The following is a 13,371-nucleotide window of genomic DNA, read 5'->3' on the forward strand; positions in this document are numbered from 1 at the left end:
CTGCTGCGGCTACGCGAACGCGGTGAGGAGGAAGAGCAGGAAGACGCCCTCGGCGCCGAGCTGGGTCCAGAACGCCGCCCGGCGGACGTCCCCGCGGGAGGTGCTCCGCACGGTCACCAGCGCCGCGAGGACGACCACCAGGGCGGCGATGTACAGCAGGCCAGGGGTGCCGTCGCAGGCCTCGCCGTAGCCGAGGCAGCGCGCGGTGTTCTCCCGGGTGAGCACGAGGATGCCGGCGAGCAGCGACGCCGGTACGAACAGCCCGGCCCAGATCATCGAGCGCTTGCGCAGTCGCGTACCCTCGGCGTCCGGCGGGGTGACGGGGACGGGCGAGGCGGCGCGGGGACGGAGGTCGTCGCTCATGCCCCCGATTCCATCCCGGCGGCGGGGTGGCCGAATCCGCCGGGATACTCATCCCGCCGGGCGGCCCGTACTCAGATCGCGCGCCGGCTCCCGGCCCCAGCCCCGCGTCACACCCGCTCCGGCTCCTCCTCGTCCACGGCCTCGCCGATGAACGTGCTCCACAGGGCCGCGTACGGGCCGCCCAGCGCGAGGAGTTCCTCGTGGGTTCCGTCCTCCGCGACCCGGCCGTGGTCCATGACGATCACCCGGTCGGCGCGGGCCGCCGTGGTCAGCCGGTGGGCGACGACCAGGGTCGTGCGGCGGCCGGCGAGCCGGTCGGTGGCCTGGTTGACCTGGGCCTCGGTGGCCAGGTCCAGGGCCGCCGTGGCCTCGTCGAGGAGCAGGATGTCGGGGTCGACGAGTTCGGCGCGGGCGAGCGCGATGAGCTGGCGCTGACCGGCGGAGAGGTTGCGGCCCCGCTCGGCCACCTCGTGGAGGTAGCCGCCTTCGAGGGTGGCGATCATGTCGTGGGCGCCGACCGCGCGGGCCGCCGCCTCCACCTCGGCGTCGGTCGCCTCGGGACGGCCGTAGGCGATGGCGTCGCGGATCGTCCCCGCGAAGAGGTACGCCTCCTGCGGGACGACGCCGAGCCGGTGCCGGTACGCGGTGAGGTCGAGGTCCCGCAGGTCGGTGCCGTCGGCGGTGACCCGGCCGCCCGTCGGGTCGTAGAACCGGGCGACGAGCTTGACGAGGGTCGACTTGCCCGCGCCGGTCTCGCCGACGAAGGCGACGGTCTGGCCGGCCGGGATGCGCAGGTCGATGCCGGTGAGGGCGGTCTCGTCCTTGACGGTGCCGTCCTCCCCGCCGTACGCGAAGGAGACGTCCTCGAAGGCGATCTCGCCGCGCAGCGAAAGGACGTCCAGGGGTGCGTCGGCGGCGGCCGTCGACGTGGGCTCCCGGAGGAGTTCCTGCATCCGCCGCAGCGAGACGGTCGCCTGCTGGTAGCCGTCGAAGACCTGCGAGAGCTGCTGCACGGGGGCGAAGAACAGATCGATGTAGAGGAGGTAGGCGACCAGGGCACCGGTGGTGAGCGTGCCCGCCTCGATCCGGTTCGCGCCGACGATCATGACGGCCGCCGCGGCGACCGAGGACAGCAGGGTGACGAACGGGAAGTAGACCGAGATCAGCCACTGGCCACGGACGCGCGCCTCGCGGTAGTGGTCGCTGCGCTCGGTGAACCGTTCCGCCCCGGACCGCTCGCGGCGGAAGGCCTGCACGATCCGGAGGCCGGAGACCGACTCCTGGAGGTCGGCGTTGACCACGCTGATCCGCTCGCGGGCCAGCTCGTACGCCTTCACGCTGGAACGGCGGAAGAAGAACGTGGCGACGGCGAGGACCGGCAGGGTCGCGAAGACGACCAGGGCCAGCTGGAGGTCGAGCACCAGCAGCGCGACCATGATCCCGAAGAAGGTGACGACCGAGACGAAGGCGGTGACCAGCCCCGTCTGGAGGAAGGTGGACAGGGCGTCCACGTCCGTGGTCATCCGGGTCATGATCCGGCCGGTCAGTTCGCGCTCGTAGTAGTCCAGGCCGAGCCGCTGGAGCTGGGCGAAGATCTTCAGCCGCAGTCCGTAGAGGACCCGCTCGCCGGTCCGGCCGGTCATCCGGATCTCGGCGGTCTGCGCGATCCACTGCACGAGCACGGTCACCAGGGCCAGCGCGGACGCCGCCCAGACGGCGCCGATCGCGAGCCGGTTCACGCCCTCGTCGATGCCGTGCCGGATCAGGACCGGGAGCAGCAGACCGGCGCCGGCGTCGAGCGCGACCAGGCCGAGGCTGACGAGCAGCGGGAGGCCGAAGCCCCGGAGCAGCCTGCGCAGGCCGTAGGAGTCCTCCGCCGACACGGCGCGGGCCTCGTCGATGGCGGGGGTGTCGTCGGCGGGCGGCAGGGCCTCGACGGCGGCGAGCAGCTCCGGGGTGGCCCCCGGCGCGGTGCTCTCCCGGTCGGGGGTCTCCTCGCGCACCCACAGGGTGGGGGTGAGGCCCCGCTCGGCGTCGAACTCGGCGTCCAGCTCGGCCCGCAGCATGCGGTCCTCGGGCGGCGCGGGCGGTGCGATGTGGCCGGGCGAGACGGCGCCCAGCTCGTCGGGGTCGGTGAGGAGGCGGCGGAAGAGCGGGGAGCGCTCCTCCAGCTCGGCGTGGGTGCCGATGTCGGCGAGCCGACCGTCCTCCAGGACGGCGATGCGGTCGGCGAGGCCGAGGGTGGAGCGGCGGTGGGCGATGAGCAGGGTCGTACGGCCCGCCATCACCGACTTCAGGGCCTCGTGGATCTCGTGCTCGACCTTGGCGTCGACGGCGGAGGTGGCGTCGTCGAGGAGGAGGAGACGGGGGTCGGTGAGGATGGCGCGGGCGAGGGCGACGCGCTGGCGCTGGCCGCCGGAGAGGGTGAGGCCGTGCTCGCCGACCTTGGTGTCGTAGCCCTCGGGCAGCTCGGCGATGAACCGGTCGGCCTGAGCGGCGCGGGCGGCCGTCTCGATCTGCTCCTGGGTGGCTTCCGGAAGGCCGTACGCGATGTTGGCGCGGACGGTGTCGGAGAAGAGGAAGGAGTCCTCGGGGACGAGGCCGATCGCGGCGCGCAGCGAGTCGAGGGTGAGCTCGCGGACGTCGTGGCCGCCGACGAGGACGGCGCCGTGGGAGACGTCGTAGAAGCGGGGCAGGAGGAGGGAGACGGTGGACTTGCCGGAGCCGGAGGCGCCGACGACGGCGACGGTCTCGCCGGGGCGGATCTCCAGGGAGAAGCCGTCGAGGACGGGAGTGGTCCTGCCGGAGGCGCCCGGGTATCCGAAGCTCACGTCGTCGAACTCGACGGTGGCGGGAGCGTCCGCGGGAAGGTCCTTGGTGCCGTCCTGAATGACCGGCTCGGTGTCGACCAGGTCGAGGACCCGCTCGACGCCGGCGCGGGCCTGCTGGCCGACGGTGAGGACCATGGCGAGCATCCGGACCGGGCCGACGAGGGAGGCCAGGTAGGAGGAGAAGGCGACGAAGGTGCCGAGGGTGATCTGGCCCTTGTAGGCGAGCCAGCCGCCGAGGGCGAGGACGGCGACCTGGCCGAGGGCGGGGACGGCCTGGAGGGCCGGGGTGTACTTGGCGTTCAGCCGGATCGTCCGCAGCCGGCCGGCGAACAGCTTCCGCCCGGCCTCGCGGATCTTGCCGGTCTCCTGGTCCTCCTGGCCGAAGCCCTTGACGACCCGGACGCCGGTCACTGCCCCGTCGACGACACCGGCGACGACGGCGGCCTGCTGCTGCGCGTGCCAGGTGGCGGGGTGGAGGCGGGTACGGCTGCGCTTGGCGATCCACCAGAGGGCGGGGGCGACGGCGAGCGCGACGAGGGTGAGGGGCGGGGACAGCCAGGCCATCACGGCCAGCGAGATGAGGAAGAGCAGGATGTTCCCGAGGGTCATCGGGAGCATGAACAGCAGGCCCTGGATCAGCTGGAGGTCGCTGGTGGCCCGCCCGACGACCTGCCCGGTGGACAGCTCGTCCTGCCGCCGCCCGTCGAGCCGGGTGATGGTCGCGAACATGTCGGTACGCAGGTCGTGCTGGACGTCCAGGGCGAGCCGTCCGCCGTAGTAGCGGCGGACGTAGGTGAGGACGTAGACGAGCACGGCGGCGGCGACGAGCAGCCCGGTCCAGACGCCGAGGCTCCGGGTCTTCGTCCCGACGACATCGTCGATGATCACCTTGGTGACCAGCGGCACGAGCGCGAGCACGGCCATCCCGAGCAGGGACGACCCGAGCGCGAGCAACACGTTGGCCTTGTACCGCCACGCGTACCCGGCCAGCCTGCGCGCCCAGCCCTGCTGCTTCTCCCCGACCACCGCCACGAATGGCCTCCCGTCCGTCCTGCTCTACCGGAAGGCCCAACACCGCTGGGCTGCGATTTCATCCCGCCGCAACAAAACGGGGGCGGGGTCCGGCCGAAGGTCCCGGCGGGGACCCGGCCGGGGTCCCGGGTCCCCGGCCCGGCGCGCTCACAGGTGCGTCGGCTCGAACATCCTCAGGAGGGCCGGGAGGACGACCACCGACGGGCCCGGGGTCGTGAGGGACTTCGTCAGGTCCGTCGTCAGGGTTTCCGGGGTCGTCAGGGTCGCCGGGACGCCGAAGGACTCCGAGAGGGCCACGAAGTCCGGGCGGCTGAGTTCCGTGCCGGTGGCCTCGCCGAAGGCGTCCGTCATGTACTCGCGCAGGATGCCGTAGCCGCCGTCGTCGACGATCAGCCACGTCACGTCCAGGCCGTACTGCTTCGCCGTCGCCAGCTCCGCGATCGAGTACATCGCGCCGCCGTCGCCGGAGACCGCGAGGACCGGGTGGCTCGGGTCGGCCACCGCCGCGCCGAGGGCCGCCGGGAAGGCGTAGCCGAGGCCGCCGGCGCCCTGCGCGGAGTGCATCGTGTTCGGGTGCTTCGCGTCGAAGGCCGACCACGCCCAGTACGCCAGGATCGTCATGTCCCAGAAGCTCGGCGACCGCTCCGGCAGCGCCTCCCGCACCGCTGCCACGACCCGCTGCTCAAGACCCAGGCCCTGGGCCGCGATCCGGTCCCCGACCTTCGCCAGGACGGCCGCGACCCGCTCGGGCGCGGTGGGGTCCCGGCGCTCCGGCACCGTCTCCAGGAGCGCCTGGAGCGCGAGCCGGGCGTCCGCGTGGATGCCGAGCGCCGGGTGGTTCGACTCCAGCTTCCCTGCGTCCGCCTCGATCTGGATGACCCGGCCGCGCGGCGCGAACGTGTGGTAGTTCGAGGACAGCTCACCGAGGCCCGAGCCGATGACGAGCAGGACGTCGGCGTCCTCCAGGAAGTCGGTGGTGTGCCGGTCCTCCAGCCAGGACTGGAGCGACAGCGGGTGCACCCACGGGAACGCCCCCTTGCCGCCGAAGGTCGTCACGACCGGGATGTCCAGCCGCTCCGCGAGGGCCAGCAGCTTGCCCGAGGCGTCGGAGCGGACGACTCCGCCGCCCGCGATGACCGCCGGGCGCTCGGCGTTCGCGAGCAGGTGCGCCGCGACCGCCGTCAGCTCGGGGCGCGGGGCGACCTCCTCGGGCGTCGCGTCCATCGCCGTCACGACCGGCAGTGTGGTCTCCGCGAGGAGCACGTCCTGCGGGATCTCCACCCAGACCGGTCCGTGCGGGGCGGTGAGTGCCGACTCCCAGGCCGCCGCGATGGCGGAGGGGATCTGGGACTGCGTACGGACCATGTGGACGGACTTCACCACGTCACGGAAGGAGGCCTGCTGGTCGCGCAGCTCGTGCAGGTAGCCGTGCCGGCCGCCGCCGAGGCCGGCCACCGGGATCTGGCTGCCGATCGCGAGGACTGGAGCGGACGCGGACGCGGCCTCCTGGAGCGCGGCGAGCGACATCAGCGCGCCGGGCCCGGTGGAGAGCAGCAGCGGGGCGGCCTCGCCGGTGATCCGGCCGTAGGCGTCGGCGGCGAAGCCCGCGTTGTTCTCGACGCGGAGGCCGACGTAGCGGAGGGCGGAGCGGCGCAGGGCGTCGAACATGCCCAGGGCGTGCTGGCCGGGGAGGCCGAAGACGGTGGTGGCGCCGAGGCCGGTGAGGGTCTCGACGACCAGGTCGCCGCCGATGCGCCCCTCGGGCGGGTCGAGGGCGGCGGCCGTCTGCGCGTCGGTGGGGCGGAGTACCAGGTCGTGGTCGTGGGTCATCGGATCCCTCGGGGCGTGGCGTGGTCGGTGCGGTGCGGCCCGGTGGCCGGGGCGGGCCCCGCGTTCCGCCCGGGGGAGGAACGCGGGGCACCTCCGACAGGTTCCTACTTCGCCGCGCGGCCCGCCGCGATCTGGCGGGACATGATCGTCGTCAGCTCGTACGCGGTGTGGGAGGCGGCGACCGCCGTGATCTCCGCGTGGTCGTACGCGGGCGCCACCTCGACGACGTCCGCCGACACCAGGTTGCAGGAGGACAGCCCGCGCAGGATCTCCAGCAGCTCGCGGGAGGTCATGCCGCCCGCCTCGGGGGTGCCGGTGCCGGGCGCGTGGGCCGGGTCGAGGCAGTCGATGTCGATGGAGATGTACAGCGGGCGGTCGCCGATGCGCTGGCGCAGCTGGTCGGCGACCTCGTCGGCGCCACGGCGGTAGATGTCCGCCGAGGTGACGATGCCGAAGCCCATCTTCTCGTCGTCGGTGAGGTCCTGCTTGCCGTAGAGCGGGCCGCGCGTACCGACGTGGGAGAGCGCCTCGGTGTCGAGGATGCCCTCCTCGACGGCCCGGCGGAACGGCGTGCCGTGGGTGTACTCGGCGCCGAAGTAGGTGTCCCAGGTGTCGAGGTGCGCGTCGAAGTGGAGCAGGGCGACGGGGCCGTGCTTCTTGGCGACGGAGCGGAGCAGCGGCAGCGCGATGGTGTGGTCGCCGCCGAGGGTCATCATGCGGGCGCCGGAGGCGAGCAGGTCGTCGGCGGCGGCCTCGATGGTCTCGACGGCCTCGTTGATGTTGAACGGGTTGGCGGCGATGTCGCCGGCGTCCGCGACCTGGGCGAGGGCGAACGGGGAGGCGTCCTGCGCCGGGTTGTAGGGGCGCAGCAGGCGGGAGGCCTCGCGGATGGCGTTGCCGCCGAAGCGGGCGCCGGGGCGGTAGGAGACACCGGTGTCGAAGGGGACGCCGACCACGGCGATGTCGGTGGTGCCGACCTCGTCGAGTCGCGGCAGACGGGCGAACGTCGCGGGACCGGCGTACCGCGGGACGCGGGACGAGTCGATCGGGCCGCGCGGGGTGTTCCGGTCGCTGCTGCTCATGGTCGGGGTCCTCCTGAGGTGGATCGGTCGGGGTCCGCCCGTGGCCCCGGATGTTCACGACGGTAGGTCGCCGGGGCCCTCCGTTGAAGGGTACGTTTCCTCCACTGTCGACACCGGAAATGTACGAAGGATCCATGACCGTGTCCGTACCGGAACTCGCCTCCCCCACTCCCCCCGCGCCGCCCGTCTCCCTCGCCGCGCTGCTCGCCCGCCGGGACCTGGGGCTCCGGCTGCTCGCCGGGCCCGGGGACGTACCGCTGCACTGGGTGCACACCTCGGAGATGGCCGACCCGTATCCGTACCTCCTCGGCGGCGAGCTGCTGATGACGGCGGGCGTGCAGCTCACCGACCCGGCGCGGTACGTGGAGCGGGTGGTGGAGGCGGGGGCGGCGGCGCTCGCCTTCGGGGTGACCCCGGTGTACGACACGGTTCCGGCGGAACTGGTCGAGGCCTGCGCGCGGCACGGGCTGCCACTGGTCGAGGTGCCGCCGAGGACTCCGTTCACGGCGGTCGCGCGGGCGGTGTGGCGGCTGATGGCCGAGGCCCGGCTGCACGAGCTGCGCCGGGTGACGGAGGCCCAGCAGTCCCTGGCGACGGCCGCGGCCCGGCCGGCCCCGGTCCCGGCGGTGCTCGGCGCGCTCGCCTCGCGGCTGGCGGGGCGGGCGGTGCTCTTCGGGGCGGACGGCACGGAGTCCGCGGCGGCGGGCCGGACGGTACCGGCGGAGGCGGCGCGGGCGCTGCGCGAGCTGGCGGGGGTGCTGGGGCCCCGTCCCGGCGGGCCCGCGTCGGCGAGCGGGGACGGCGGCGGGCTGCGGCTCGCGGCGTACGCGCTGGGCGGCGGGGACGGTCTGACGCTCGGGGTCGCGACGGAGCGGCGCGGCCCCGGGGACCACACGATCGCGGGGGTCGCGGTCGTGCTTCTGTCCCTGCTGACGGCCCCGCACCGGGGGGCGGACGTGACGGTACGGGACGGGGCGCTGGTCAGGCTGCTGCTGGGCGCGGCCCCGGCGGAGGCCGCGGGCGCGCTGGGCCCCGGCCCGTGGACGGTGGTCCACGCCTCGGGCGGCGACGGCACACCGTTCGCGGCGGCGAGCCTGGCGGCGGCGCTGGGGACACCGCTGGTGGACGCGGGGGTGGGGGTGGGCGCCGGTGCCCAGGGCGCGGGTGCGGGGGGCGCGGGCGCGGGGGGCGCGGGCGCGGGTGCGGGGGGCGCGGGTGCGGACGGCGCGGGTGCGGACGGCGCCACGGCCTCAGGCTCGGGCTCGGGCTCGGGCTCGGGCTCGGGCTCGGGCTCGGGCTCGGGCTCGGGCTCGGGCTCGGGCAAAGCCACCCCCGGAACCATTCGCCTCCTCCTCCCCTCCTCCGCCGCCCTCACCCCCCAGGACGGCTGGACCCTCGGGGTCAGCGCCCCCGTCGACGCCGCCGACCTCGCCGCCGGGGACGCCCAGGCGGCGCGGGCGCTGCGCCGGGCGGAGGCCACCCGGGTGACGCTGGTGCGGCACCGGGCGGACGGTCTCACGGGGCTGGTGGACCGGGACGAGGCCGCCGCGTACGCCCGAACCCTGCTCGCCCCCCTGACGGAACCCCTCAGGGAGACCCTGCGCACCTGGCTGTCCCTGCACGGCGGCTGGGACCGGACGGCGGTCGCCATGGACATCCACCGCAACACCGTCCGGCAGCGGATCGCCCGCTGCGCCGTGCTCCTCGACCGGGATCTGGACGATCCGGACGTAAGGATGGAGCTGTGGTTCGCATTGCACTCGGGGTGAGACCGGCACAGCCAGTTGCTACACGATCTCGCCCATCCACATACGCCGCCCGAGCTCGTCCAGCTCTGTCCGGCGCTCGTCGTATTCGGGCAGCGCCGCCCCCAGCAACCTCCAGAAGTCCGCACGGTGCCCCGGAACACGAACATGGGCGAGCTCATGGGCAACGACGTAGTCGACGAGGTGCATCGGCAGCTGAAAAAGCGGCCACCCAAGGCTCATCTGGCCGGGCCCTAGCTCGCCGTCGCCGGGGCGGTACCTTCCCCAGCGTCGACCGAGGTCGCAGACGTCGAGTACGGGCTCCGCGACCGCCATGCGGGCCGCCCACGGCTGGAGCCGCCCCGCGGTCCAGTTCTGCCCGGCCCGGCAGTACCACTCAGCGAGCGCCGCCCTCCCCCGGTCCGGGTCCCCGGCCTGCTCGCGGCTCATCACCAGGCGCCCGGCAATCAGTCGCACCCTGCCGTCGGCGGGCCCGTCTGCCGTAATCGCGAGCCGGTACGTCCGCCCCAGGTACCGGAAGACCTCTCCGTCCACCAACCGCTTGGCGGGGTTCAGCGGGAGAGTGCGCTCGCGCGCCGCCACCTTCGTCACCACCCAGGACCAGTGCGCGCGGACGAAGTCCTCCGCATCCCCCGCCGGACGCCCCTCGGGCGCGTGCAGGGTCAGCCCTGCATCGGACTCAACGGTCAGCGCGAACCGCTTGCGGCGGCCACTGACCCGTACGCGCAGCGACAGCCCGTCGACGGTGAGGAGATTCCCCTCGGCGAGGGTCGGGAGGACACGGTTGTCGGCGAGAGCGGTCACCCGGCCTATTCTCCCCGTTGCCTGGCCAGAAATTGCCGCTTGTTCTCCGCCGCGAACGAGGCGAGTCGCTGGGCGATGCCGTTCAGCGGAGCCCAGTCCGTGGCGTCGGCCGGCAGCAACCCCGGCACCAGCTGGCGGTGGATGACCTTCGCCAGCTCGTCCAGGTCCTGGCTCTGGTCCTGGAACGACGCCTTGCCCATGGTCCGCCCGGCCGCGTCACAGACCGCGCCGACCAGTGGCCGGGTGTCCGGGACCTGCCGGACGACTCCCGGGGTCTCCTCCAGAAGCTGGTCCAGCAGGCGGTACACCTTCTGCTCCAGCGGGCTGAGCCCCGCGAGCGCCGGGTCCTCCTCGTCCTCCCGCCTGGCCTGCTCGATCAGCGGGCCGAACTCCTGGATCTGCTCGTCGAAGCGCCCCGGAAGATCCCGGAGGATCTCCTCCAGCCGTTCCGAGAGCCGTGTGTACTTCTCCGGGTCCTCACGCTTGACCCGCTCCTCCAGGTGGAAGCGCAACGCGTGTCCCATCTCCGCCGCAGCCTCGCGCGGCGGCATGGTGCGCACCGCGTCGTCGAAGACGGGCGAGGCGAGCGAGACGGGCGCGATGACCTGCTCGATCTCCGGGCCCTCCAGGTGTTCGGCGATCATCGCCCGGACCTTGCGGCCGTAGCGGCGCAGAGTGAACGTCCCGCCCGGCGCGTCCCGGTAGAGCCTGCGGACGCGCTTCTGGAGCATGCCCCACCGCCGGGCGTCCACCACGAACCGCAGGCCCTCCTCGTGCGGCAGCACCCGCTCCAGTACGCCGAGGAACTCGTGCAGCACGTCGTCGTATCCGAACCGCGCCGCCTCGGACTCGAAGCGCTGCGCGGCCGCACCCAGCTTGGCCGGGTCGGTCAGGTCCGCGTCGTCGACGCCGTGCATGCTCAGGAAGTCGCGCACCGCCCTCGCCGCCGGCGCGAGGCCCTCGATCTCGTCCGACAGACTGCGCATGGTGTCGTCGACATCGGCCTGCTGGTACTCGGCCAGCGCGCCGGTCAGGTGCTCGAAGACGCCGTAGTAGTCGACGACGTACCCGATGTCCTTGCCCTCCATCGGCCGGTTGACCCGGGCGACGGCCTGGAGCAGCTCGGCGTCACGGATCGGCCGGTCCAGGTAGAGCGCCTGCTCGCGTGGTGCGTCGAAGCCCGTCAGCAGCATGGACTTCACGATGAGGAAGGCGACCGAGCTGTCGGGGTGCACCGGATCGGGCGCGGCGCCCGGCCGGGTCTCGGGTTGTCCGGACTCGTCCTGGGACCAGGGGTGGTCGCCGGCTCCGGCGCCCGCCCCTGTCGTCTCCTGCGGCGGCAGGTTGAAGGGTGTGGTGGTGACCCAGTCGGGTGCGGGCCGCAGTTGGGGGAATGCCTGGTGGAAACGCTTGATGTACGCCTTCTGCCGCTCCTTGTCCGTCCAGTGCAGCCACTGACGGCGCTTCCGTTCCTCCCCCGGAGAGATCACCGGCACGAAGTCGAGACGGTGCAGCAGGGTACGGTACTGGTGCGCCTGGTAGAGGTAGCGCTGGCGGCGGGGCAGCTCCTCCAGCGGAATCCCCGCCACCGACTCCGGGTTGAATCCGGCGAGTTCCACCATCAGAAGGTCGCGCGCCCGTCGCAGCGCGTGGTGATACTCGACGGCGGCCTTCCGGCTGACGGCCGCGACCTGAGCCTTGAAGCCACCGCCCGGCAGCACCCAGGTCACCCAGTGCTCCAGCATGTCCTCGGCCTTCGCCCGGATCATGGGCTGGGATTCGGCGACGTCCCGTTCGGTGGGCCAGCGCCGCAGCAGCGCCTTGCGCTCGTCGTCCGTGCGCCCCCGGATCAGGTCGGCGAAGTTCCGGTCGAGGCCGTCCTTGTCGAAGACCTTGCCCTCGCCGGTACGGCCTTCGTAGCGGATGCGTACGACGACGCCGTCGCGCTCGGCATCCGCCATGCGGTACGTGTCGAGGAATCCGCCGAAGATCCGGCGGGTGTCCTCGACCCGGCCGGTCATGATCGGCGTGCCGGTGAAGCCGATCTTGGCGGCGTTGGGGACGGCCTTGCGCAGGGCCGCGTGCAACACGCTGGTGTGCGAGCGATGGGCCTCGTCGACCAAGACCAGGATGTCGGAGGACGTGTTGCACTCCGGGAAATCGGGCTCGGGTGGCGGAACGTCGGCCCGGCGCTCCTTCCGGGCCCGCTCGGCGTCCTCGTAATCCCCTGCCAGATCCCGGCCGTCCCCGTCCCCGTCTCCGCCGTCGCCTCCGGCCCCCGTGGCGAAGGCGCCACCGGTCCCGTACTTCTGGATCATCGCGAAGACGACCCGGCGCCCGCCGTCCCGGAGCAGCCCCTCCATCTGGGTCCTGGTCTCGGCCGTCTCGACGTCCGACTCGCTGAGCTTCAGCGTCTTGGAGAGCTGGTCCTGCAACTGGGTGCGGTCGGTGACGACGACGATCGTGAACTCGCTGAGCCGGTGGTGCAGATGCATCCGGCGCACGAGGAACGTCATGGTCAGGCTCTTGCCGGAGCCCTGCGTGTGCCAGATGATCCCGCCGCGCTCGTCTTCGAGGACGAGCCCGCCACGGGTCCGGCCGTCGACCAGCTTGCGTACGGCCTTCTCGGCGGCCCGGTACTGCTGATGGCGCGCGGCGGCCTTGACCGTACGGGTGCCTCCGGACTCCGTCTCGACGGGGAGCGGGATGACGTAGTGGCGTACGAAGGTGAGCAGCGCGGCGGGACGCAGGACGACGCCGACGAGCTTGTGCCGCTCGTTGAGCTTGGTGACGTCGTCCGGCAGGTCCGCGAGGAGCGTGGCCGGGGCCTCCGGCTCGACGCTCCGCCAGGGATGGAAATGGTCGGGCGTGGAGGTGACCGTCCCGAGATACGCGGTCTCGGCGGTCGCGGCGACCAGCAGCTGCACGGTACGGAACAGCTCCGGCACGCCGGCGGGCAGCGGCAGGTCGGAACCGTCACGCTCGTCGTCGGCGATGGGGTCACCGGCGTAGTGCCGCAGGTCGAGTACGGCGCTGCGGACGGGGTCGGCGAGGTCGGGGCTCTTGCACTCGACGGCGACGAGCGGGATGCCGTTCACGAAGAGGACGATGTCGAGTATCGACACGTCCCCGGAACGGTTCTTCACGCGGAGCTGGTCGACGACCGTGAACTCGTTGAGCCCGACCCGCTCTTCGTGCCACTCGATGTACTGCACGGTGGCGGAGGCCCCGCCGTGAGCGGCGGAGGGGCCGGTGAGGAAGTGCCCGCTGAGCAGCAGATCGGTGGCGTCGAAGTTGGCCTGCGCGACGCCCTTCCCGAGGGAGACGGAGGTCAGCGCGGTGACGGACCGCGACACGTCGGTGCCGTCCATCCACGACTCGCCGTCGTCGGCCCGGACGTTGATCCGCCGCAGGGCGGCGCCGAGCTGATCGACGAGCAGCGGGGTACCGGCGTCCAGCGTGCCGACCGTCGTCCCCGGGACGTGCGTCCACCCCATCGCCTCAAGCTGCGCGACGATCGGCCGCTCCACCTCGTCCCGCTCGACCTGCACCACCATGCCCGCCCCCGCGCCTTCCGCCCGCCGTCACCCAGGTCCCGCTCAGTTGATCCATTCTGCGCCCTGAGCGGGCCGGGTGGGAGAGTTCAAGCCGCGCGGGCAGGTG

At 73.0% G+C, this 13,371-nt stretch carries 7 protein-coding genes; 1 reads left to right on the forward strand and 6 read right to left on the reverse strand.

From position 1 onward, the window contains the following. Nucleotides 1-9: 9 nt before the first annotated feature. From ABT154_RS14375 to speB, 4 genes are all read right to left on the reverse strand, one after another. Nucleotides 10-363: a hypothetical protein gene (locus ABT154_RS14375; protein WP_351856955.1), complete on the reverse strand. Its 354-nt coding sequence runs from the start codon at nucleotides 361-363 to the stop codon at nucleotides 10-12. A 107-nt stretch (nucleotides 364-470) separates the two neighbouring features. Further along, the gene (locus ABT154_RS14380; protein ID WP_351857302.1) at nucleotides 471-4,220 is read right to left on the reverse strand and encodes an ABC transporter ATP-binding protein; all 3,750 of its coding nucleotides are present in this window, start codon (nucleotides 4,218-4,220) and stop codon (nucleotides 471-473) included. Between the two features lie 153 nt (nucleotides 4,221-4,373). Then, nucleotides 4,374-6,056, reverse strand: coding sequence for a thiamine pyrophosphate-binding protein (locus ABT154_RS14385; protein ID WP_351856957.1), 1,683 nt, complete (start codon nucleotides 6,054-6,056; stop codon nucleotides 4,374-4,376). Nucleotides 6,057-6,160: 104 nt separating this feature from the next. Beyond that, entirely contained in the window at nucleotides 6,161-7,138 is a 978-nt protein-coding gene (gene speB, locus ABT154_RS14390) for an agmatinase (RefSeq protein WP_351856959.1), read from the reverse strand. A gap of 134 nt (nucleotides 7,139-7,272) precedes the next feature. Between speB and ABT154_RS14395 the strand changes: the two genes are divergently transcribed. After that, entirely contained in the window at nucleotides 7,273-8,907 is a 1,635-nt protein-coding gene (locus tag ABT154_RS14395; RefSeq protein ID WP_351856961.1) for a PucR family transcriptional regulator ligand-binding domain-containing protein, read from the forward strand. Nucleotides 8,908-8,925: 18 nt separating this feature from the next. Here ABT154_RS14395 and ABT154_RS14400 read toward each other — a convergent pair whose 3' ends face one another. After that, complete coding sequence (locus ABT154_RS14400) at nucleotides 8,926-9,708, reverse strand: M48 family metallopeptidase (RefSeq protein WP_351856962.1); 783 nt, start codon at nucleotides 9,706-9,708, stop codon at nucleotides 8,926-8,928. 5 nt (nucleotides 9,709-9,713) lie between these two features. Then, complete coding sequence (locus ABT154_RS14405) at nucleotides 9,714-13,265, reverse strand: type I restriction endonuclease subunit R (protein ID WP_351856964.1); 3,552 nt, start codon at nucleotides 13,263-13,265, stop codon at nucleotides 9,714-9,716. Between the last annotated feature and the right edge of the window lie 106 nt (nucleotides 13,266-13,371).

The organism is Streptomyces sp. NPDC001728 (assembly GCF_040297565.1).
In the GTDB taxonomy this organism is placed as follows: domain Bacteria; phylum Actinomycetota; class Actinomycetes; order Streptomycetales; family Streptomycetaceae; genus Streptomyces.